Source organism: Vreelandella neptunia (assembly GCF_022489065.1).
GTDB lineage: Bacteria > Pseudomonadota > Gammaproteobacteria > Pseudomonadales > Halomonadaceae > Vreelandella > Vreelandella neptunia_A.
The window spans coordinates 67,101-90,653 of record NZ_JAKVTW010000013.1 but is presented as its reverse complement, the minus strand read 5'-3'; the positions used below and the strand labels follow the sequence as shown (position 1 = coordinate 90,653).

18 protein-coding genes are annotated in these 23,553 nt (G+C 54.0%); 14 read left to right on the top strand and 4 right to left on the bottom strand.

From position 1 onward, the window contains the following. Nucleotides 1-24 precede the first annotated feature (24 nt). From gloB to MLE19_RS15910, 6 genes are all read left to right on the top strand, one after another. A complete protein-coding gene (gloB, locus tag MLE19_RS15935) occupies nt 25-792 on the top strand; it encodes a hydroxyacylglutathione hydrolase (protein WP_240719120.1) in 768 nt (255 codons plus the stop codon). 30 nt (nt 793-822) lie between these two features. Next, complete coding sequence (locus MLE19_RS15930; RefSeq protein ID WP_240719119.1) at nt 823-2,052, top strand: transglycosylase SLT domain-containing protein; 1,230 nt, start codon at nt 823-825, stop codon at nt 2,050-2,052. 43 nt (nt 2,053-2,095) lie between these two features. After that, nucleotides 2,096-4,021, top strand: a complete 1,926-nt coding sequence (locus MLE19_RS15925; RefSeq protein WP_240719118.1) for an extracellular solute-binding protein — start codon at nt 2,096-2,098, stop codon at nt 4,019-4,021. 77 nt (nt 4,022-4,098) lie between these two features. After that, complete coding sequence (locus tag MLE19_RS15920; protein WP_240719117.1) at nt 4,099-5,172, top strand: microcin C ABC transporter permease YejB; 1,074 nt, start codon at nt 4,099-4,101, stop codon at nt 5,170-5,172. A gap of 2 nt (nt 5,173-5,174) precedes the next feature. After that, the gene (locus tag MLE19_RS15915) at nt 5,175-6,251 is read left to right on the top strand and encodes an ABC transporter permease (RefSeq protein ID WP_240719116.1); all 1,077 of its coding nucleotides are present in this window, start codon (nt 5,175-5,177) and stop codon (nt 6,249-6,251) included. Then, nucleotides 6,244-7,833: an ABC transporter ATP-binding protein gene (locus MLE19_RS15910; protein ID WP_240719115.1), complete on the top strand. Its 1,590-nt coding sequence runs from the start codon at nt 6,244-6,246 to the stop codon at nt 7,831-7,833. Before MLE19_RS15915 ends, MLE19_RS15910 begins: the two co-directional genes overlap by 8 nt. A gap of 182 nt (nt 7,834-8,015) precedes the next feature. Here MLE19_RS15910 and MLE19_RS15905 read toward each other — a convergent pair whose 3' ends face one another. Next, entirely contained in the window at nt 8,016-8,720 is a 705-nt protein-coding gene (locus MLE19_RS15905; protein WP_240719176.1) for a pseudouridine synthase, read from the bottom strand. A 2-nt stretch (nt 8,721-8,722) separates the two neighbouring features. Further along, the gene (locus tag MLE19_RS15900; RefSeq protein ID WP_240719114.1) at nt 8,723-9,535 is read right to left on the bottom strand and encodes an amidohydrolase; all 813 of its coding nucleotides are present in this window, start codon (nt 9,533-9,535) and stop codon (nt 8,723-8,725) included. A 72-nt stretch (nt 9,536-9,607) separates the two neighbouring features. On the opposite strand from MLE19_RS15900, the gene rarD reads away from it, so the two are divergent. Then, complete coding sequence (gene rarD, locus MLE19_RS15895) at nt 9,608-10,516, top strand: EamA family transporter RarD (protein ID WP_240719113.1); 909 nt, start codon at nt 9,608-9,610, stop codon at nt 10,514-10,516. Here the strand turns inward: rarD and MLE19_RS15890 are convergent. After that, nucleotides 10,487-12,154, bottom strand: a complete 1,668-nt coding sequence (locus MLE19_RS15890; protein ID WP_240719112.1) for a methyl-accepting chemotaxis protein — start codon at nt 12,152-12,154, stop codon at nt 10,487-10,489. The two genes, rarD and MLE19_RS15890, sit on opposite strands and share 30 nt — an antisense overlap. 246 nt (nt 12,155-12,400) lie before the next feature. On the opposite strand from MLE19_RS15890, the gene MLE19_RS15885 reads away from it, so the two are divergent. From MLE19_RS15885 to MLE19_RS15855, 7 genes are all read left to right on the top strand, one after another. Beyond that, complete coding sequence (locus MLE19_RS15885; protein ID WP_240719111.1) at nt 12,401-14,101, top strand: SulP family inorganic anion transporter; 1,701 nt, start codon at nt 12,401-12,403, stop codon at nt 14,099-14,101. Nucleotides 14,102-14,324: 223 nt separating this feature from the next. Continuing rightward, the gene (locus MLE19_RS15880; protein WP_240719110.1) at nt 14,325-15,485 is read left to right on the top strand and encodes a TAXI family TRAP transporter solute-binding subunit; all 1,161 of its coding nucleotides are present in this window, start codon (nt 14,325-14,327) and stop codon (nt 15,483-15,485) included. Between the two features lie 50 nt (nt 15,486-15,535). Continuing rightward, complete coding sequence (locus tag MLE19_RS15875; protein WP_240719109.1) at nt 15,536-17,542, top strand: TRAP transporter permease; 2,007 nt, start codon at nt 15,536-15,538, stop codon at nt 17,540-17,542. Nucleotides 17,543-17,570: 28 nt separating this feature from the next. Further along, a complete protein-coding gene (locus MLE19_RS15870) occupies nt 17,571-18,716 on the top strand; it encodes a TAXI family TRAP transporter solute-binding subunit (protein WP_276322473.1) in 1,146 nt (381 codons plus the stop codon). A gap of 103 nt (nt 18,717-18,819) precedes the next feature. Continuing rightward, entirely contained in the window at nt 18,820-20,232 is a 1,413-nt protein-coding gene (locus MLE19_RS15865; protein WP_240719108.1) for an enoyl-CoA hydratase/isomerase family protein, read from the top strand. Then, nucleotides 20,229-21,422 (top strand): acyl-CoA dehydrogenase family protein, encoded by a 1,194-nt coding sequence (locus tag MLE19_RS15860; RefSeq protein WP_240719107.1) that lies wholly within the window; start codon nt 20,229-20,231, stop codon nt 21,420-21,422. Before MLE19_RS15865 ends, MLE19_RS15860 begins: the two co-directional genes overlap by 4 nt. A gap of 7 nt (nt 21,423-21,429) precedes the next feature. Beyond that, nucleotides 21,430-22,548, top strand: coding sequence for an acyl-CoA dehydrogenase family protein (locus tag MLE19_RS15855; RefSeq protein ID WP_240719106.1), 1,119 nt, complete (start codon nt 21,430-21,432; stop codon nt 22,546-22,548). A gap of 16 nt (nt 22,549-22,564) precedes the next feature. Here MLE19_RS15855 and MLE19_RS15850 read toward each other — a convergent pair whose 3' ends face one another. Further along, the gene (locus MLE19_RS15850) at nt 22,565-23,524 is read right to left on the bottom strand and encodes an NAD(P)H-dependent flavin oxidoreductase (RefSeq protein WP_240719105.1); all 960 of its coding nucleotides are present in this window, start codon (nt 23,522-23,524) and stop codon (nt 22,565-22,567) included. Nucleotides 23,525-23,553: the final 29 nt, after the last annotated feature.

Here is a 23,553-nt window from a genome sequence, read left to right as displayed (position 1 = left end):
TTCAAAATCTAAAGGATCTCGCCGATGATGAGCGTGACACCGATCCCTGCCCTTAGCGACAACTATATTTGGCTATTAAGACAAGATAACAGCCAAAGCGTTTGCGTGGTGGATCCAGGTGAAGCGGCCCCCGTAATCGAGTTTCTTGAACGTGAGTCGTTAACCCTCGAAAGCATTCTGATTACCCATCACCACCATGATCATACCGGCGGTTTAGCGGAGTTAATTAAACGCTACTCGCCTTACGTGATTGGCCCAGCCAATCCCAATATTGAAGGCATTGATGAAGCCGTTGGTGATGGTGATGAAGTTCGCATTATGGGTCGCTTGTTTGACGTCATAGCAACACCTGGCCATACGCTAGATCATATCAGCTACTACACAGCGGGTATTCCTGCGCTGCTATTTTGCGGTGACACCCTATTTTGCGCTGGTTGTGGTCGTTTATTCGAAGGCACCCCAGAGCAAATGTTCTCTGCGTTAAATAAATTTGCGGAACTACCTGAAGATACACTGGTCTTTGCAGCCCATGAGTATACGCAGGCAAACCTTACGTTTGCTCGTGCTGCGGACCCTGACAATGAAGACGTTAAACACGCCTTGCAGGAGTGTGAAAAGGCGCGGGCATTGGATCGCCCCACCTTACCCAGCACGATAGGACGCGAGCTGAAAATTAATCCCTACCTTCGCGTGGGCACTGATAGCGTGCGCCAAGCAGCAGGTACTCAGGGTGTTAATGATAATGATCTCGCTACGTTCACTACTCTTCGTGAGTGGAAGAACCGTTTCTAAGAACGCTATCGAAACTAAACGAATGCAACTATGACCTATCGAACGATTCGCCAGCGCTTAATGCTGAGCGCTGGCAGTACCGTAATTATGGGCCTAATGTTAGCCGCCGCAGCAAGCTCCCAAGCCTCTGCTAAGGGATACGAAACACCCTCTGGATCTAGTTCAGCCACATCGACTTCTGCTTTAAGCACACAGTCGTCTGCTACCCAGCCTCGCCCCACCCCTTTTCAAATTCATTTTTGGGAGGCGCTGGAGCTGGAACCTCAAGATGCCTGGACCACCCTGCGTAAAAGCTTTCAGTGGCAAGAAAAGTCCCTGTCAGCGGAAGCGCAGGCACGGGTGGATGAGTGGATTGAACACTACCGCTCGAGTCCTGAAAATATTGCCACCATTACTGAACGCGCTACTCCCTGGCTTGCCTGGATTAGCCAACAAGTCAGTGAGCGTGGCCTGCCTGGCGAAGTGGCATTAATCCCGTTTGTGGAAAGCTCTTTCGACCCAGGTGCGCGTAGCCACCGCGGTGCCGCTGGGCTATGGCAATTTATGCCCAACACTGGTGATGCATTGGGCCTGGTGCGCAATGGTAATTATGACGGCCGCTTAGATGTAGTGACATCGACCGAGGCGGCGTTGGACTACTTGGAAATGCAGGCAGACCAGTGGTACGAAGGTGATCTAATGCTTTCGTTAGCCGCTTACAACGCAGGCGCGGGTACCGTTAATAATGCTCAGCGGCAGGCGCAAGGACAAGGTCTGAATGGCGATTACTGGGATCTCACACTGCCTTACGAAACCATGCAGTATGTTCCCAAACTGAAAGCAATCGCCACCATCATCAACGACCCTGAGCAGTACGGTGTTAGCTTGCCAGAGATCCATGTCGACCCTGCTTTCGCTAAAGTGCAGTTAGCTCATGCGGTTAGCCTGTCAGAGGCTTCTCAGATGCTGGATGTCAGCCAAACGGCGTTAGCCGAGTTAAATCCAGGCTTACTCAATGGCAGCATTGATCCACGTAGTGCGCAAACTCTGCTAGTACCGGAAGAGGTCGATTCTCAAGTATTGGCCCAGCTTTCACGCGGCAACGTTTCTACAATCGCTCAGTCCAATAGCAATACTACGCACCGTGTGGAGAGAGGCGACAGCCTCTCGGCGATCGCCGCTCGTTATAATATTGACCAGCAAGATCTAATACGCTGGAATGCGATTGCCAGCCCCGGCGCTTTACAACCGGGTCAACTACTGACACTTTCAGGACGTTGAAACCGGGTTAACTAGTTGGCTTTGTTCACATGGGATGTCACCAATGCCGCGTGGTCTGTTTTTTGCGAAATCGCTTCTACTCATTAGTAGCTTGCTTATCAACGTACCGTTACTGGCTTCTGAGGAAAGCGCCAGTAACGATTCGCCAAACAGCACTTCAAGTAGCAACGTGGTGGGTGATTTACATACTGACGCTAACAACGTAGTACCCGTTGAAACCGTGCACGGACTGTCGCTTTACGATAGCCCTGAGCTCCCCGCTGACTTCCCCTACTTTCCACATGTAAACCCACAGGCTCCCAAAGGCGGCACCATCACCCATACCGCCGTGGGGGGCAGCTTTGATTCTACCAATCCGTTTATTATTCGCGGCACACCCGCGACCGGCATTTCACAAATTTACGATACGCTGATGGCCAGTAACCCAAATGAACCATTCAGCCTTTATGGGCTGCTGGCTGAGGGTGTGCGCCTCGACCCTGACCGACACTGGATTGAGTTTGACCTTCGCCCAGAAGCACGCTTTCAGGATGGTGAGCCTGTTACGGCTTATGATGTGGTGTTTTCACTTAATCTACTCCGTGAAGAGGGCAACCCTTTTTACGCCAGCTATTATGCTGGCGTAGAAGAAGTCATTGCCTTAAACGAGCATCAGGTACGCTTTACCTTTAGCAATAATGATTCCAGAGAACTACCGTTAATCGTTGCTCAACTACCCATACTGCCCCGCCACTACTGGGAGCCGCGTGAATTCACATCGCCTACGCTTGCGGCGCATCCTGGCTCTGGGCCGTACAAAATAAGCGAAGTAGACCCAGGCAGGCGAATTGCTTATCAGCGGGATGAGGATTACTGGGGTAAAGACCTTCCGGTTAACATTGGCCGCTACAACATTGACCGCATTGTGTATGACTATTATCGGGATCGGGATATCGCCTGGGAGGCGTTTAAAGCGGGCCTGACGGATTTTCGTATTGACGCCCGCGCGGCTACTTGGGCCATTGGCTACGATTTTCCAGCCTATGAAGAGGGCTTGGTAACGCGGTTAACAATACCCGATGTTAATCCTTCCATGATGCAGGCGTTTGTCTTCAACCTGCGTAAAGAGAAGTTCCAGGACCCACGAGTGCGCGAAGCATTGAGCCTGACCTTCGATTTTCCGTGGCTCAATACCAATATTTTCTACGATACCTACCGACGTACCGAGAGCTTTTTCCAAAACTCTGAAATGGAAGCCACTGGCTTGCCTTCAGACGAAGAGCTGGCACTACTGGAACCTTACCGAGAAGAGTTGATTGCTTCCCATGGATCTGACCGCCTCTTCACTGAGCCGCTGCCTATCAATGAGCCCACAGAGCTGCGCGAGCGGTTGCGTAAAGCGCTCGACCTACTCCGCGAAGCAGGTTACCGCGTAGAAGATGGCGTGCTAGTCAATCAAGAAACCGGGCAGCCCTTGAGCCTGGAAGTGTTACTTTACGATTCAGGTCTTGAACGCGTGGTTCAGCCCATGCTACGTAATATGGCGCGCCTGGGTGTTCAAACTTCACTGCGCATCGTTGATATCAATCAATTTTTAAACCGGCAGCGCAACTACGACTATGACATAGTGATTAGCCATTTCCCTCAATCCAATAATCCGGGCAATGAGCAGCGCGACTTCTGGACCAGTGCCGCAGCAGAGGCGCCACAAAGCCGTAACCGAATGTCGCTCGCCCACCCCGCAGTAGATGCACTGGTGGAGACATTAATCCGTGCCGATGGCCGTGAAGAGCTCGATACCGCAGCCCAGGCACTGGATCGGGTACTGCGTTGGGGGTTTTATGTTATTCCCCACTACCACTCTGGGGAAACCCGCATTGCGGTATGGGATAAATTTGGTTACCCCGAACCGTTCCCAGAGTACGCCATGGATATGGATGCGTGGTGGGTCGATACCGACCGTGAAGCAGAACTGCAGCGCCGCCGCTGATTCAGTCATTATGACAGCGTCGTATTCGCAACGGTTTATCCTCAACGGCTTAACCCTAAAGAACCATGGAGTGCTCTGTGGCACGCTATACCCTACGCCGATTGCTGCTAATGATTCCGACGCTTTTCGGCATCATGCTACTCAATTTCATGATTGTTCAGGCGGCCCCAGGCGGGCCGATTGACCAGATGCTGGCACGCTTTGAAGGCGCAGATGCCATGGCCAGTACTCGGTTGGATATGGGCGGTGCCGATGTGCGGGTAAGCGACGACTCCCGAGGCGCCAGGGGCATTGATCCGCGCTTTATCGAGCAACTTGAGCAGCAGTTTGGTTTTGACAAGCCTGCCCACGAACGCTTTATCGGCATGATGGCGGACTATCTCACGCTAGATTTTGGCACCAGTTTTTTCCGCGACCGCCCGGTGACTGAGCTAATGATTGAGCGGTTGCCAGTGTCTATTTCGCTAGGGCTATGGACTACCCTGCTGGTCTACTTGATCTCGATTCCACTGGGCATCAAAAAGGCCCTGCGCCATGGCTCACGGTTTGATGTCTGGTCTTCGGGGTTGGTGATTGTTGGCTACGCCATCCCTGGGTTTTTGTTTGCGATTCTGTTGATCGTACTATTTGCCGGGGGAACCTACTGGGATCTATTTCCGTTACGCGGTTTGACGTCACCAGACTTCGATCAGCTCTCGGCATGGGGAAAGGTTAAAGACTACTTTTGGCATATCACGCTACCGGTGATCGCGGCCGCGATTGGCAGCTTTGCGACGCTCACCATGCTGACCAAAAACAGCTTTCTCGATGAGATCCATAAGCAGTATGTGATTACCGCGCGTGCTAAAGGGGCCGATGAACGACGCGTGCTGTATGGGCATGTGTTTCGCAACGCCATGCTGATTATTATCGCGGGACTGCCCGCCGCCATGATTGGCATATTCTTCACCGGCGCGCTGCTGATTGAGGTTATCTTCTCTCTGGACGGGTTGGGCCTGCTTGGCTTCGAGGCCGTTATGCAGCGAGACTATCCGGTGATATTCGGCACGCTATTTCTATATACCGTGATTGGGCTAATCCTTAAGCTGGTTTCCGATCTGACTTATGTGTGGGTAGACCCGCGTATCGATTTTTCGACCCGGGAGTCGTGATAATGGCGTTATTTGCATCTCGTTTATCGCCCATTACCCGGCGCAGATTGGCAGCCTTCAAGGCCAATCGACGCGCCCGTATATCGCTCTGGCTATTTGGTACGCTGTTCATTCTCAGCCTATTTGCTGAGCTTATCGCCAACGATAAGCCGATCATCATGCAGTATGACGGTCAATGGTACGTGCCTATGCTAGTGGACTACCCTGAAACCGAATTTGATGGTTTTCTTCCTACACGTACCGATTACTTGGATCCGTTTATCCAACAACAAATTGAGAATCATGGCTGGGCACTCTGGCCAGCGATTCCCTACTCCTACCAAACCCTTGATATGAATATGACACGCCCTTCCCCAGCGCCACCGGATGGCCGCCACTGGCTGGGTACCGATGACCAAGGGCGAGATGTATTGGCCCGTGTCATTTATGGCTTCCGACTCTCCGTTGCGTTTGCTCTAGTACTCACCGCAGGGTCGTTAATCATTGGCGTTGTGGTCGGCGGTGTGCAGGGTTACTTTGGCGGCAAAATTGATTTGATCGGTCAACGTGTTACCGAGATCTGGTCAGGCTTGCCGGTTCTGTTCCTGCTGATTATTTTAGCCAGCTTTGTTCAGCCAGGGTTCTGGTGGCTGCTGGGTATTATGCTGCTCTTCTCGTGGCTGGGCTTGGTCGATATTGTACGTGCCGAGTTCCTGCGTGCGCGCAATCTAGAGTATGTGCGGGCAGCCAAGGCCATGGGGTTGCCGTCACGTTTAATCATGTGGCGCCACGTGTTGCCTAACGCCATGGTCGCCACGCTGACGTTTATTCCGTTTCTGTTCACTGGCGCCATTGGCACGCTGACCGCGCTGGATTTTCTCGGCTTTGGTCTACCCCCGGGCGCGCCCTCGCTAGGTGAGCTAGCGGCCCAAGGGAAAAATAATCTGCACGCGCCCTGGTTGGGTATTACCGCGTTTATGACATTGGCCATCATGCTGTCGCTGTTGGTCTTTATTGGCGAAGGGCTACGTGACGCCTTTGATCCGCGTCACGTGCAGCAGCGCCAAACCGGCGGCGCTCAGGAGGCCTCTCATGTCTAAACCGCTTTTGCAAATTGACAACCTTAATATCGCCTTTGGTGAAAGCCAGGTGGTGCAATCACTCTCACTGACGCTTAATGCCGGTGAAACCCTGGCCATTGTTGGCGAATCGGGCTCGGGTAAATCGGTATCAGCGCTGAGCATGGTGAATCTGCTACCCAGCAATGCCTCTATTAAGGGTGAACGCTGGCTGGAAGATACTAACCTTGCCAGCTTAACCGACGCACAATGGAATGCTGTGCGCGGTAACCGTATTGGCTTTATCTTCCAAGAGCCGATGACATCGCTAAATCCACTCCATCGAGTGGGCAAGCAGATTGGCGAAGCATTGCGCCTGCATCAAGGATTGCGCGGACACGCTGCTCGTCAACGCAGTCAAGAGCTTCTGGAACAGGTCAAGCTGCCGCGGCCGGACGAACTGCTTGATGCCTGGCCCCATCAGTTATCCGGTGGGCAACGCCAACGGGTAATGATTGCCATGGCGATTGCCAACAATCCCTCACTGCTAATCGCAGATGAGCCCACCACGGCGTTGGACGTAACGGTACAGCAAGAGATTCTCGCCCTACTCCGTGAGCTACGCGACCACCATGGCATGGGCATGCTATTTATCAGCCACGACTTAAATCTGGTACGCCGCTATGCGGATCGGATTTGCGTGATGTACCAGGGGCGCATTCAAGAAATCGGCCCGGTGGAACAGGTCTTTCAACACCCACAGAGCGATTACACCAAAGCACTCCTCGCTGCCGAACCTGAAGGCAGACCTGAGGCAATTACACAATCGCCGCCACTATTAACCGCTCGCCAGTTGAGTGTGAGCTTTAAGCGCCCTAAGACCGGGTTATTCAAGCGCCAGCCACCTGCCTTTGTGGCGGTTCACCCCACTGATTTTCAAATTTCGCCTGGTGAGACCCTGGGCATTGTGGGGGAATCCGGGTCGGGTAAAACCACGCTGGCCTCGGCAGTAATGCGGCTGGTCACTAGCCAAGGCGATATTACGCTGGGTAACGACAAGCTGAGTAGCCTGACCGGCGATGCATTACGCCGTCAGCGTCATCGCTTACAGATGGTTTTTCAGGACCCCTATGGCGCGCTTTCGCCGCGCATGCCGGTGTTCGATATTGTCAGCGAAGGGCTGCGTTTCCATTATCCTCACCTTACTAATGAAGAAGTCACCCAGCGGGTTAATCAAACGCTGCACGAAGTAGGCCTGCCTGCGAGCTGTGCCGCCCGCTACCCTCACGAGTTTTCAGGCGGGCAGCGCCAGCGTATCGCCGTCGCCCGAGCGATTATCTTGGAACCAGAGTTGCTAGTACTCGATGAGCCCACGTCAGCGCTGGACCGTACTGTTCAAAAGCAGTTGGTGACCTTGTTGCGCGACTTACAGGCGCGTCGACAGCTGAGCTATCTGTTCATTAGCCACGACTTAGCCGTTATTCGTGCCATGGCCCATCGCGTTATAGTACTTAAGGACGGTAAAGTGGTTGAACAAGGCGGCTGCTTAGAAGTACTTTCAGCACCTCAACACGCGTATACCCAAGCGCTGATTGCCGCTGCACACTTAGCCCCAGCCCTTTAAGACTTCGCAACTGCTAACCGTACTGATGACAGGTTGCTTCAGCATGCTGATTTTCTATTTGGTAGCCACGGAGTTTCGGAATTGTTAATAAGCTAAGCAACACAAAGATAACGGTATAAAAATTTACTCGAAATAAAGCCGCTTCCAATTTTGAAGCGGCTGATAATGCTTTGAAACAGGCTTCAGAACAGCGCGATTTCGTCAGTGGTTAACTCTCGCCACTCGCCGGGAGCCAGGTTAGCATCCAGGGATAAATCACCGATGAAGCTGCGGTGCAGTGAGTTCACGTGATTGCCCAAGGCGGCAAACATACGTTTCACTTGGTGATAGCGCCCTTCAGTAATCGTGAGCTCTGCCTGGGTGGGCGATAGAAACCGCAACGTTGCGGGCTGCGTCGGCGTCTCCTCTCCATCCAGCATAATGCCCTCTGCCACTTGGCCAATCGCCCAGTCTGCGGCGGCACCTTCGGTGGGTTCCGCTAGCTCGGCGATATATACCTTGGCGCACCGATGCCGCGGTGACGTGACACGGTGCGACCACTGGCCATCATCGGTTAACAGCAGCAGCCCCGTGGTATCCACATCTAAGCGCCCGACCGGCTGCAACCGGTCGGCTTTGGGCAGATCGATCAGGTCAATCGCCCGCTGATAGAGTCCGCGTCGGGCGTTGCATTCAACGTCAACAGGCTTGTGCAGCATAATATATCGCACGCCCACCAGCGCCAGGCGTTCACCATTCAGCACCACAACATCATTTTCGGTATCGACCTGGGTCGCCGATTGTTTAATCGGCTCTCCGTTCAGGGTCACTTCACCATTTTTGAGCGCCCGCTTGGCAAGGCTACGGGTTAGCGGCGAGGTTTCACTCAAAAAGCGATCAAGGCGCATCATTAACCCACTCCTGGCAGCAGGGTAAAATGGTCGGCATCTTGCCAGGCAGGGAATTTTTCACGAAAAGCATCAAGGGCAGTTTTATCCAGCGTGCCCGTTTCTATAAACGGGGTATGGGCAGGTTGATCAATCAGCGGTTCGCCTTTGAAGTCAACCAGCAGGGAATCGCCACTGTAGGCGAGCCCTTTTGCATCTTCTCCAACGCGGTTTACGCCGATGACATAGCTTAAGTTTTCTACCGCACGGGCTTGCAGCAGCGTGCGCCAAGGGTGGCGACGCGGCGCTGGCCAGTTGGCAATACACAGCAGCGCATCATACTCGAAATGCTCACCTTCTGCTGGCTGCTGGCGCATCCAAACGGGGAAACGCAGATCATAACAAACGCTAAGCAATAGCTTAAAGCCATTCAGCTCGACGACCTTGCGTTCGTTCCCCATGCCGTAACGCTCATGCTCACCGGCCATACGAAACAGGTGGCGCTTGTCATAGTGGATTAACTCACCCTCCGGCGTCGCCCAAATTAGCCGGTTATAAAACTCGCCCTCCTCTTGAATCGCCACACTACCGGTCATCACGCAGTTACGGGCCTTCGCCTGGGTCTGCAACCATGCAACGCTTTGGCTTTCCGCCATTGGCTGGGCCATTTCACGTGAGTTCATGGTAAAGCCAGTGGCAAACATTTCAGGTAATACAATGAGATCGGTATCCCGGCTATCTATCTCTCCCAATAACTTCTCAAGATGCGCATGATTGGCTTGGGGGTCTTCCCAGCGCAGATCGCACTGCACTAGAGTGCTTCGAAGTTCGCTCACTCAACACCTCCTTTATGCCACTGTTATTGCAAAGTTTATGCTAGATTAGCATCTTTAAATAATGAGGCTGCTATGCTTCCTACTCCAACACGCGACCCCGACGCAGTCAAAGGCGTTATGTTTGGGCTGACCGCCTATACGATGTGGGGCTGTTTTCCGCTATTTTTTGCCCTGTTTGACGGCGTTCCCGCCTTTGAGATATTGATTCACCGCATCATTTGGGCGTGTCTTTTCCTGGTTGGGCTGATCACCCTATTACGCCGCTGGCCGCCCGTTGTCACTGCGCTGGGTGAACCCAAACGGCTTGGCCGCGTGTTGGCCTGCGCGCTGTTGATTGCCTTTAACTGGGGCATTTATATCTATGCAGTAGAGTCGAAGCAGGTATTGCAGGCAAGTTTGGGCTACTTCTTAACGCCGTTAGTCAATGTCGCTTTGGGTATGTTGGTGCTGCGGGAAGTGATGGCCAAGCTGCAACTGGTCGCCCTGGGGTTGGCCAGTGTTGCCATTGCCACCCAATTCGTCATGCTAGGCGAACTGCCCTGGATTAGTCTGCTGCTGGCGTTAAGCTTCGGTAGCTATGGCCTGTTTCGTAAACAAGTACCATTGGATGGCTTATCCGGTCTGTTTGTCGAAACCCTGCTGCTCTTCCCTCTCGCCCTGATCGCTTTAACATGGCTAAGCTGGAATGGCAGTTCGCATTTTTTACAAAACTCGTCATCCACCAGCCTGCTGATTGCCAGCGGCGCCTTGACGGCGCTTCCTTTGATGGCTTTTGCAGGGGCAGCCCGCCGGTTACGCTTAGCAACCCTGGGCTTTTTAATGTACATCAACCCGAGTATTCAATTCCTGATCGCGTTAACCGTGTTCGGCGAGCCCCTGGGAATTATCCAATTAGCGACTTTCGTGCTTATTTGGATTGGGCTCGCGCTCTACTCATGGTCGGCGTGGCAATCACGCCCGCGCTACGCCGCGGCCAGCTAAGGCAAGTGTCGGCGTTGGGTTGGCATTCGTTACGGTATCCGCAGCAAGCTGGGCAGTGCTGTCTCGCTCAGGTTGGTAGCCAACGCGGAAGCCGCCCCAGTGCTTACCCTGCACATACACCGGCACTGAAAGGTCGTGCATGATCTCGCCGGTATCGCGCTTATACGTTTGCAGCAGCAGCGGCTTTTCATGGGCGCCACAGCGGCTTCCAGTGGGGTCATCGAAGATTCGTTTGCTGCGGCAGAACTTCAGATCATGGTCATAATCACCGGTGGGCTCCCGGCTAACCGCCTGATTATGGGTCGGTACGTAACCTTTTCGGTCGCAGGCAATGGCGTAGCTTAACCCTAGCTGCTTCAGCAGAGGCTCTTGTAAGTTTGGCAAATGCTTATCGGTAAACCCATCAAAGCCGGTTTTATACAGCGGCGGGTGCGTACCCGGAATTTGCTCGTAATGGGGCTGGAACAGTTTGCCTTCTGAAAGCTCGCCACTTGCGATCGCTTTTTCAAACAGTTTGCTTAATTGGTCTGCGGTTGAGCGCGCGACGCGGTACACCTGCTGATGGCGCCCGTCTAAATGCTGTTGCGCCAGTTCCCCGTCAACACCTTCTGCGGCTTCCATCAATGCACGGGCCTGTTCGGCCAAATCGTGCATATTGCGGTTACCTTCATCGACATCGTCTTCGAGCTGACGCAGGCTGTCCGCTACCGTTTGACTGTGCTGGCGAGTATTCTCCATTGCATCCGCGACCCGGGTGATTTCGCTCTGCACCTGATCAAACTCTTGCGTCATTGTGCCGAGGCTACTGCCCACTAGCTGCAACCCTTTTGAGCGCTCGCTAATCCGGGTCATTAAATCGCCGATGGTAGCGACCACAGCGTGACCACTCGCATGCATATCCTTGACGAGTTCATCTACACTCTGTGTCGCGGTGGAGGTCTTCAGTGCTAGGTTACGCACCTCTCCTGCCACGACGGCAAACCCTCTGCCGTGTTCCCCTGCTCTCGCCGCTTCAATCGAGGCATTAAGCGACAGTAAATGAGTCTGCTCAGCAATCCCTTCAATCATCGAGGTGACGCTACGGACCCGCTCAATTTTATCGTTCAAAGCGGTAAGCATTTCCAGCGCTTGATTGGAGCGTTCGGCAACATCGCTCATATCCTGGATTATATCGTCCAGCTCAGCGTGGTTATGGTGGCTGGCTTCCCGGGCACTCTCTGCCAGCGCCGCTACCTGACTGGCACTGGCACTGACCTGCATAATCGCTGCATTGATAGCGGTCATGCTAGAGGACGCCTCACGGGCCATAGTTTCTTGCTGAGTAAGACGCTGATCCATCAGATCGGCATAGTGGGAAACTTCTGCTGATGCTATCGCTGTGCTGCTAGCCCGTTTCATTAAACGATAGCCCATGGCACGCAATGAACGGTAATCACGTACAGCTCTTACACCACCCCCGCGCTTTTCAAGGCGACGCTGGTCGGCGCGATATACACTCTCAATTATGTTAAGCACTGCAGCACCACCGGCTAAGGTCGCACTAATTAACGCGATATAGCTCCAAACTCCGCCTTGAGCGACAAGGCCCACCGATAGCGCCAGCATCAGCACCGGAACAAACAATAGCAGAACACCCATGAGCACTACTCTTTTTATTGACGTTATTGAGTATCAAACAGCCAAGGTCAGGAGATTCAAAGCTCCTTTGTGACTAATCTTAACGGGTTACGCGAATGAAAGAAGTAGCACTTTTGGGGCAGAAAGGGGGTATTAAAGATGCTTGCTGAAACAAGGTTAGTGAAGAGCAAATGAATATAAGCGCTGAAACAAAATGAAATATCCCTTACCCTTTCACTTCTGCCAAACCTACAACCCTTGGAATCCATGCTAAAGCGCTATCTGCCAATTCTGACATGGCTCCCCCACTACCATAAACGACTGTTAGGGGCCGACCTCTTGGCGGGGTTGATCGTCACCGTGATGGTCATTCCTCAGTCGCTCGCCTATGCGCTATTAGCAGGCTTACCTGCGGTGGTTGGCCTCTACGCCAGTATTCTGCCGCAATTGGTTTACACCTTGTTCGGCACCAGCAAAACGTTGGCCGTCGGGCCAGTGGCTATTATTGCGCTAATGACTGGTGCCGCCCTCTCCTCGGTAGCGCCAACGGGCTCCGACACTTATTTACAAGCAGCGCTGATATTGTCTCTGCTTTCAGGTGGCATGTTGGTGGTCATGGGTCTGCTTAAAATGGGGTTTTTCAGCAACTTCCTGAGTCACCCGGTGATCTCTGGTTTCCTAACCGCGTCGGGTATCTTGATTGCCGCCAGCCAGCTCGGCAGTTTGTTGGGGGTCGAAAGCAGTGGTTTCACTCTAGTTGAGCGCCTCATTACATTGGTGCCCAATTTACCCACCTTTAACTTACCCACTATACTGATTGGCAGTGGCACCCTGCTATTTCTGATTGCCATGCGGCGCCAAGGCAAAGTCACCCTACATAAAGCTGGCTTGCCCCTCCCCCTAGCTGACTTAATTGCAAAAGCTGGCCCGGTTTTCGCGGTTGTAGCCACCACCTTGATTACCTGGCACTGGCAATTAGCGGAGGCCGGTGTGGCGGTGGTGGGCAGCATTCCAAGTGGCTTACCCGCGCTGAGCTTTCCCTGGGGAGACTACTCACTATGGCGGGCGCTATTAATTCCTGCGCTACTGATTAGCCTGGTCGGCTTTGTGGAGTCGGTTTCCATGGGCCAGATGCTCGCGGCTAAACGACGCCAACGCATTTCACCCAACCAAGAGTTGATTGGCCTAGGGGCCACTAATCTGGCCGCCGGTTTCTCTAGTGGTATGCCAGTCACAGGCGGACTTTCACGAACGGTGATCAACTATGATGCGGGCGCGCAAACGCCTGCCGCTGGCGCTTTTGCTGCACTGGGTATCGCGCTGGTAACGATGTCCTTTACGGGTTGGCTCTACTATTTACCCATTGCGACGTTAGCCGCGACGATTACCGTATCGATTTTGACGCTCGTGGATATACCGATGTTGCGCCAAACTTGGCGCTACTCGCGCAGTGATTTTGCCGCGATGGCGGTGACAATTGTACTCACGCTATGCGAAGGCGTTGAAGCGGGCATCATCAGCGGCGTCACCCTTTCAATCGCGCTATTTCTATACCGCACCAGCCGTCCCCACAGCGCCTTAGTAGGCCGTGTTCCCGGCACCGAACACTTCAGAAACACTACCCGCCATGATGTCGAAACCGTCAATAACGTGGCATTGCTGCGAATAGATGAAAGCCTCTATTTTGCCAATGCCCGCTATTTAGAAGACACCGTATATAACCTGGTAGCAAGCCACCCAGAGCTTGAGCACGTTGTGCTGATCTGTTCAGCGGTCAATCTGATCGATGCCTCAGCGTTGGAGAGTTTGGATGCCATCAATGCGCGTTTAAAAGACTCCGATGTGAAACTACATTTATCCGAAGTCAAAGGCCCGGTTATGGATCAACTCAAAAAGAGCGACTTCCTGGAAGCATTAACAGGCCGAGTGTTTTTAAGTACCTATGCTGCTTGGCGTGAATTTTCATAGCAGCAAAAACTCTTTATCTCATTGAAAAGCCAGGCATCGCCTGGCTTTTTTTGTATTGCTCTAAGGCTAACTCATACCTGTGCTGACAACAGCATTGACAGTTACCCGGCGACTTCTCTACTATCAGCCGACCACTTAGCAGAATACAATACCGCATAGCAAAACACTAAGTAACTAAACGTAACTACCAACATCATCACAACCACAATAAAGGAGCATTTAAATGCGTCCATTAGCTCACCGCCTACTCGTTGTCGCCCTTCCTCTTTCGCTACTCGGCACTGCGATCAGCCACGCAAGCGAGATTGAACTCCCTAACACCATGGCGTGGACCGCCTACGGTACTAACTCAAGTGGCTACGCACAGGCCGTCGCCATTGGCAATATGCTGCAAAACAAGTACGACTCATCGGTACGTATCCTGCCGGGTGATAACGACGTATCGCGCATGACACCGCTCAAGCAGGGCCGGGTTGATCTTTGTGCCTGTGGGATTGCCAGCTACTACGGCGCTGAAGGTGTGATGATGTTTGCTGACCGCGACTGGGGCCCTCAGCCGCTTCGCGTTATCACCACCTCCACGGCTTCTTTTGGCCTGTCCTTAGCGGTCGCGGGTGATTTAGACGTTGAAACCCCCGCTGACTTAGCGGGCAAACGCATCGCTTACATCCGTGGCGACGACGCACTCAATAAAGGCACTGAGGCATATCTGGCTTTTGGTGGCCTTACCTGGGACGACGTAGAGCGGGTTGATTACCCCGGCTATGGCCGCTCTTTCGACGGTATTATCGCCGGTGATGTAGACGCCTCGTTTACGACGACCGTTACCCCGCCAGCCCAACAGCTTGCCAGCAGCCCACGCGGCATTAGTTGGCCAGTGCTAGACCCCAATGACGAAGCGGGCTGGGAGCGTATGGCAGCGGTTGCACCTTACTTCCGCCCACATGAAGTCACTGCAGGCGCAGGCGGAATTAGTGCTGAAAACCCAGTCCCCAGCGCCAGCTACCCTTACCCCATCGTAGTCGCCAATCAGGATCTGGAAGACAACGTCGCTTATGGGTTGATCAAAGCGATGCAGGAAAATTTTGATGACTATAAAGACAACGCTCCCGGGGCGCTTGGCTATGCACTGGAGCAACAAGATCTTCAATGGGTAGTGCCTTTCCACGATGCGGTAGTGGAGTACTACAAAGAGATCGATGTGTGGACTGACGAAATGCAGGCACATCAAGATAATCTTGTTGAGCGTCAGAACGTGCTGTTAAGTGCATGGGAAAGCTTTATGCAGGACGCCCCAAGTGATGACGAGGCATTCACTACCGACTGGATGGAAGCCCGCGCCACCGCACTGAACGATGCCGGTTTCGAGCCGATCTTCGAGTAATACGCCACGGGGCGGCGTTCGCCGCCCCCTGCTGATTGATGGACATCCCAATGACCACAGATACCTCGCCTGCGAACACTCAGCAGGTTAAAGAAAAGATCAGCCAAATTCGTGAGTTGCCTACTGCGCTGCGATGGATTCCAGCGACCGTCACCATCATTTTGATGCTAATGACGCTGGATTACTTGTTTAACATAGGCTTGCTTACCTTCGTAACAGGTTTGGAAACGCAATTTTATTACGCCGTCGTCGCACTGCTACTGCCGCTGGTTTTTTTGCTTTGGCCTATGCGGAGCAGCCAGCAAGAGCGTCCTATTCCTTGGTACGACTACTTATTAAGTGCTGCGACGCTAATCGTCGGCGGTTATTTCGTTTATAACGCGGTTCCCATTTTGGAGCGCGGCTGGGCATTTGACGCCCCTGAACTGGCTATTTATGCCAGCTACGCTTTCTGGCTATTGATCATTGAAGCCGCTCGGCGAGCGGGTGGTTTACCGATTGCGATTATTGCTGGGGTTTTCTCTCTTTACCCGCTGGTGGCTGACATCGTCCCGGGCCCTATTCAGGCGTTCCCATCCACCCTTGAACAAACCGCCATGTACCACACCATGAGCACCGAGAGCATCATGGGGGTACCGCTACAAGCGTTCGCGGGACTGGTCATCGGCTTTTTGGTCTTTGGTGTTGTGTTGCAAAAAAGCGGTGGCGGCAAGTTTTTCATTAATCTGGCGTTTGCCCTACTTGGGCATGTGCGCGGTGGCCCAGCCAAGGTGTCGATTTTCTCTAGCGGACTGATGGGCTCAATGAGCGGTAGCGTCATCAGCAACGTGCTAACCACCGGTGTCCTTTCGATTCCCGCCATGCGCCGTATCGGCATGAGCCGCTCTTTTGCGGGCGGCGTCGAAGCCTGCGCGTCAACCGGCGGTGTGTTAATGCCACCAGTGATGGGTGCGACCGCCTTTGTCATGGCGATGTTTCTGGATGTTCCCTACTCCACTATTGCGCTCGCGGCTGTTATTCCCTCTATCCTCTACTTCTTGGGCCTGTTTATACAGATCGATGCCTACGCAGCGCGTAACGACATCAAAGGTTTGCCTGTTGATGAACTACCCTCGATCAAGCAAACCCTGAAAGAGGGCTGGTACTTCATTTTCGTTTTCGGATTACTGGTATGGATGCTGCTGATTATGCAGCGCGAAGCCGTAGCCCCGTTTTACGCCACCGCCCTGTTGTTAGTGCTCAATCAGCTATCAAAACATAATCGTTGGGGCTGGAAAGATGTGGCCGATACGCTTTCGTCAGCGGCCAAACTGTTCGCCGAGCTCATCGCCATTCTGGCAGGCGTGGGCATGCTGGTCGGCGCGCTTTCGATGACAGGCCTATCCGGTACTATTGCCAACGACTTTATCAATATCGCTGGTGGCAGCGTGCCCTTACTGCTACTTATGGGCGCCGTGACTAGTTTCGTACTAGGTATTGGTATGACCGTGACCGCCGCCTATATCTTCCTGGCGGTCGCACTGGCGCCTGCCTTGATTCAAGGCGGCGGCCTGGATCCCATGGCGGTGCATATGTTCATCCTTTACTGGGGCATGCTGAGCTTTATTACCCCGCCGGTAGCACTAGGCGCCTTTGCCGCCGCCACCGTCGCCGGCGCCCGCCCCATGGAGACAGGCTTACAGGCAATGCGCCTGGGAAGCGTGATCTACTTCATTCCCTTCCTATTCGTGCTTAACCCCGCGCTAATTATGCAGGGCGCACCATTGATGATTGCGGCCGTCTTTATCCAGGCGATCATCGGCATCATTCTATTTGCTTCTGCCATGCAGGGTTATCTTATGGGCGTAGGCAGACTGGGCTATGGCGCGCTACAGGAGATCATTATTCGCGCGCTGGTATTAGTCGCGGGACTTCTTCTGGCACTACCCGGCGGCGGAATGGTACCGCTCAGCCAGTGGGAACTGATCGGCCTGGCCGCTGCAGCGTTGATACCAGGGGTTCTCTTAGCTCGTTTAAGTCAGCGACATCACCAGCGCTCGCTAACTGCCAGCACTTAATCTAGCAGGCAAACACAAGAGGAAATTTATGCACACAATAATAAGACGCCCTCTCGCGATAGGCAGCGTGGCAGCTGGAATGCTGCTCGTCAGCCATGTAAACGCCATGCCCAATACGCTTAACTGGACCGCTTACGGCACGGGTACTAGCGGCAATGCGCAAATTATGGCAATTAGCCAATTGCTGCAGGAAAAGCATGGCACCCAGTCGCGGGTAATCCCCGGTGAAAATGACACCATGCGCATGACACCGTTAAAAACCGGCCGCGTTGATCTTTGCGCCTGTGGCATCGCCAGCTATTACGGCTCTGAAGGTGTGATGATGTTTGCCAGACCAGATTGGGGGCCTCAACCTATCCGCGTCATCTCAACCTCTATGGCAACCTTTGGCCTGGGTATGGCGGTAGCAGGTGACGTTGAGATCGACTCTATCGCTGATTTGGAAGGCAAACGGCTGGCTTACTTGCGTGGCGACGATGCACTCAACAAAGCTGCCGAAGCGTATCTAGCATTTGCTGGGCTAACCTGGGATGACGTTGAGCGAGTCGACTTTCCCGGCTATAACGCTGCCTTTGATGGCATCATCAGTGGGCGGGCCGACGCCGCCATTACCACGACTGTCACACCTGCCGCGCAGCGCCTTTCTGCCAGCCCCCGGGGAATTCAGTGGCCCGAACTGCCTGGTGATGACGAGTCAGGCTGGCAGCAAATGTTAGAAATCGCGCCCTACTTCCAACCCCACAACGTCACCTCTGGGGCTGGCATAGACGCCGATGACCCACTCGCCAGCGCAAGCTACCCATACCCCATCATGGTCAGTAATGCCGACCTTGATCCTGAAACCGTTCGCGGCTTGATCACCACGCTGGTCGAGTCATTTGATGAGTATAAGGACAACGCTCCAGGCGCCAGCGGCTATGCATTGGAAAACCAGAATATGACCTGGGTAGTTCCTTTTCACGACGCAGTGGTTGAGTACTATCGCGACGCCGGTGTCTGGACAGAGGAAATGGACGAGCATCAAAACGCTTTGGTTGAGCGTCAAACCTTACTAATGGATACCTGGGAGCGTTACAAGGCAGATGCCTCAGAAGATGAGGAGGCGTTTATATCAGGCTGGATGACAGAACGCCGTTCAGCCTTGGAAGCAGCCGATATGAACCCGGTTTTTTAACAGCATCCTCTGAAGAGTGGGTGCAATTTTGCTCAGCACTTAACAATGCCAGCACACATGGCATTCATACATTTTATTAAAATGCGAAACACGGGAGTAGCCTATGTCCGTTCATTATCAGCGCCACGGCGATATAGGCGTTATTCAGATCGCCAATCCGCCGGTTAACGCGCTAAGCCAAGCGGTGCGTAGTGGCTTGGTCAACGCGCTGGAAGAGGGTATCGCCGATACACAAGCTAAAGCGCTGGTAGTGTTAGCCGATGGGCGTACCTTTATCGCGGGAGCCGATATCCGTGAGTTTGGTAAGCCGCCTCAAGCACCTCTACTACCCGATGTGATCACTCAACTGGAAGCTTGCCCAAAGCCGCTGATTGCCGCCCTGCACGGCACAGCCCTGGGCGGTGGATTGGAAGTGGCTTTGGGCTGCCACTATCGAGTGGCACTGGCGGGAACCCGGGTGGGTCTTCCGGAGGTTAAGCTGGGTCTACTGCCCGGCGCTGGTGGCACCCAGCGTTTGCCGCGTTTAGTAGGTGTTGAGCACGCCTTGGAGATGATCACCAGCGGGCGTTTTGTGGAAGCAGAAGAAGCGCTTGAGGCGGGCATGATCGACGCCATTAGCAGTGCTACAACACCGCTTGAAGCGGGATTAGCTGCGGCCCAAGAAGTACTTGCAGACAACCAAATGGCACGTGTTACGGGCCAACTGTCAGCTCCAGCGGCGAATCCCCAGGCAATCTCCGCTATGTTGGAACGGCTGAATCAAAACTCTGCCGAGCTCTTCTCTCCGTTTCGTATTGTTGAAGCCGTTGAGGCCAGCGTGACGTCTGAATCACTTCAAGATGGCCTGCGCCGTGAGCGGGAACTGTTTTTGGCCTGTATGGACTCCCCACAACGCGCCGGGCTGATTCACCTCTTTTTCGCTGCGCGTAGTCCCCACGTAGTGCCCGGTGTGGAGAACGCCGACGTTTTTAAACACGTTGCGCTGATCGGCGATGATCCACTATTTGATCGCCTGCAGAAAGCCGCGCAAAAGGCGGGTATTACCTTAACCAGTGCACCAGACGGTGCCAGCGAACTAGTCCTACTGGCGCCAAATGCACCCATAGCTTCGGGCATCGCATGCCCTGCCATCCGACTAGAAAATATTGGCACCAGCAGCAATAGTGACTCGGCGTTAAGCCTGATCACTGCCGAAAACGGCGCCATGGTAGAGCTGGTTAACCACAGAACCGATGCACTTACCCAGCAGCGAGCGGCGCTGACGCTTAAAGCGCTACGGTTAAGCGTAGTGGTTAGCCAACAGCAAAGTCTGCTGAACACCCTTCACACCGCTAGCCAGCAAGCGTCACCCAGCGAAAAGCAGTTTGCCCTTGAACAGGCGAGCCGCAGCATAGCCGAGCAGGGCTTTTGCTACCGCGAGAGCGATATTGATCTACTGGCGGTGGAGGCTCTCAGCTATCCGCGCCATTTAGGTGGGCCACACCGCCAGGCAACTCTTAAGGACACCCATCTATGAACCTCACCTTTAGCCCCGAAGAGCAGGCATTTCGTGCAGAGGTTCGCCGTTTCTTGGCCGATGCACTGCCCAGCGATATTAGCGAACGTGTGCGCCTGGGGCGCCACCTGCGTGCCAATGATCACCTACGCTGGCAGAACATCCTCAGTGAACAGGGCTGGCTAGCCTCTAACTGGCCAAAGGAGCACGGCGGCCCAGGCTGGGGGCCCGTGCATCGGCATATATTTGATGAGGAGTGCGCCGCGGCCCATGCGCCTACGATAGTGCCCTTCGGCGTCAATATGGTGGCGCCGGTAATTATGAAATTCGGTAGCGCTGCACAACAGCGACGTTATCTGCCGCGAATCTTGAGCAACCAGGACTGGTGGTGCCAAGGCTACTCTGAACCTGGCGCGGGTTCCGACTTGGCGGGACTGAATACCCGCGCGGTTCTCGATGGCGACGACTATATCGTGAATGGCCAGAAGACCTGGACGACCCTAGGCCAGCACGCCAACATGCTGTTCTGCCTGGTACGCACCGACCCGGACGCTAAAAAACAGGCGGGGATTAGTTTTCTGCTAATCGATATGCAAACCCCTGGCATCACTGTGCGGCCCATTATCACTTTGGATGGTGCCCACGAGGTCAATGAAGTCTTTTTAGACAACGTTCGCGTTCCCTTAGAAAACCGCGTCGGCGAGGAGGGCCAGGGTTGGACTTGCGCCAAGTTTCTGCTCACCCACGAACGCACCGGCATTGCAGGGCTTGGTCATGCCAAGCAGGCGTTGCGACACTTGAAGTCACTAGCCAGCCGTATTGAGCACCGCGGTAAACCGCTGCTGGCGCTGCCCAGCTTTCGACACCGCGTCGTTAAAGCAGAGATTGAACTGATGGCGCTGGAAGTGACCAACCTGCGCGTGATTGCCGCGGCCAGGGATGGCGGCGTGCCCGGTGCAGAGAGTTCGTTACTGAAAGTGCGTGGCTCTGAGCTTCGCCAAGAGCTTAGCGAACTTACCCGCCGCGCTCTAGGGCCCGCCGCACTGCCGTTCTTCCCCGACTTCCTGTATGGCGAAGGCAGCCTGGATGACGACCGCGCCCAAAGCGCTGCCGCCAGCGCCCAGTACTTCAACCGTCGCAAGCTGTCGATTTATGGCGGTGCCAACGAAATACAGAAAAGTATCGTCGCCAAAACCATCTTAAACATGTGAGGTCACCATGGATTTTGCTTTAACCGACGAGCAGCGCATGCTCGAAGAGACGCTCACCCGCTTGGTGGCCAATCAGGTTTCTCCCGAACAGCGCCGCACTATGCTGGCGTCTGCTCCAAACGGTGCTTCTGCGCTATGGCGCACCTTTGCAGAGTTGGGCCTGCTGCATATGCCGTTTAGCGAAGACGTTGGCGGGCTGGGTGGCGATGGCACCGACCTGATGATCATTATGCAAGCGCTGGGGCATGGCTTAGTACCCGAAGCCTACTTGGCAGGCCTGGTACTGCCCGGCAAACTGTTGGCATTGACCGCCAATAATGATCAGCAAACAGAGTGGCTAACCCCACTGCTTGAAGGCGAGCATCAGTTAGCCTTTGCATGGCAGGAGCACAGCGCCCGTTATGACGCATTGGCGATTGCTACCCAAGCGACCCAAACCGATGGCCAGTGGCAGTTACAGGGTCGAAAAGATGTTGTCCTGAACTTGGAAGCCGCTGCGGCAACGCTGGTCACCGCACGGTTAGATAACGGCAAGCTAGGGCTATTTATAGTCCCCGCCGATGCACCGGGCACCTCTACGCATCTCTATCGCACTATCGATGATCAGTCCGCCGGTGATCTGACGCTGGATAGCGTCACGCTGCCGTTAGCCAACTGCCTGAGTGAGAATGTCAGTGAGGCACTGGCGGAGGTACTGGCCCTTGGTCGTGCGGCACTGTGTGCGCAGGCGATCGGCGCAATGGAGGAGGCCTGCGATCAAACCCTGGCCTATCTCAAAGAGCGTAAGCAGTTTGGCCTTCCGCTGGCCACTTTCCAGGCGCTCCAGCACCGTATGGTGGATATGCACCTGCATCTGGAGCAGTCTCGATCCATGGCGATTTTGGCCGCCACTAGCCTAACCCAGCCTGCCAGTGAGCGGGATTATAAAATTGCCGCGGCCAAGGCTTATTGTGGCGAATCGGCGCGTTTTATTGCTGAACAGGCGATCCAACTTCACGGCGGCATGGGTATGTCTGAAGAGTGTTATGTCGCCAGTTACGCCAAGCATTTGGTGATGTTCGATCACTATTTAGGTGACAGTGACTACCATCTTGAAACAGTCAGCGATCTGTTAACTGCTGCCTGAAAGCAGCTGCGTTTCGTTAACGCCGCCGCAAATAATCTAACGCTTGGTAATAATCTGCTTTTAGCGTGGCGATCTCTTCGGCCACGCTATTCAGCGTGTTAATACTACCCACGCCCTGCCCGGCACCCCAGATATCCCGCCACGCTTTAGCTTTACTGCTGCCCCCTGAGCCATAACGCATTGAGGCTTTATCGCCCTCAGGTAGCTCATCCGGGTCGAGCCCAGCATTTTCAATACTTTGTCGTAAGTAGTTACCGTGCACGCCGGTAAACAGGTTGGTATAAACAATATCTCCGGCCGCGGCATCTAACACCATCTGCTTGTAGTCCGCTTGGGCATTGGCTTCTTGAGTGGCGATAAAACGCGTGCCCATATACACCAAATCCACCCCCAGCGCCTGGGCGGCAACGATCTGTTCGCCTTTAGTAATTGCCCCCGCAAGCACCAACGGGCCATCATAAAAGCGCCTCACCTCAGCTACAAACGCAAAGGGGTTTAAGCGTCCGGCATGACCACCCGCGCCATGGCAGACCAGGATTAAGCCATCCACGCCAGCATCAACGGCCTTCTTGGCATGGCGCAGCGTGGTGACATCATGAAACACCAGCCCACCATAGGCGTGCACTTGTTCCACCACTTGATCAGGCGCATGCAGGCTGGTGATCACCAGCGGTACTTTAAACTCGGCACACAGCGCGACATCGTGCTCTAAGCGATCATTGGTAGGATGTACGATTTGATTAACCGCAAAGGGCGCTGAGGGTTTATCGGGGTGGCGCTCGTCATAGTAGGCTAGGGTGTGAGTGATCTGCTCTAACCACTCGCGTAATACGTTGGAGGGTCGGGCATTAAGCGCGGGGAAAGCACCAATAATCCCTGCCTGGCATTGGGCTATGACCAACTCAGGCCCGGAGACGATAAACATCGGAGAGCCGATCACCGGCAGCGTTAACGAAGCGGTTAGGCGCGTTAGCATAAACAACTCGCTGGTTATTATTGTGAGGT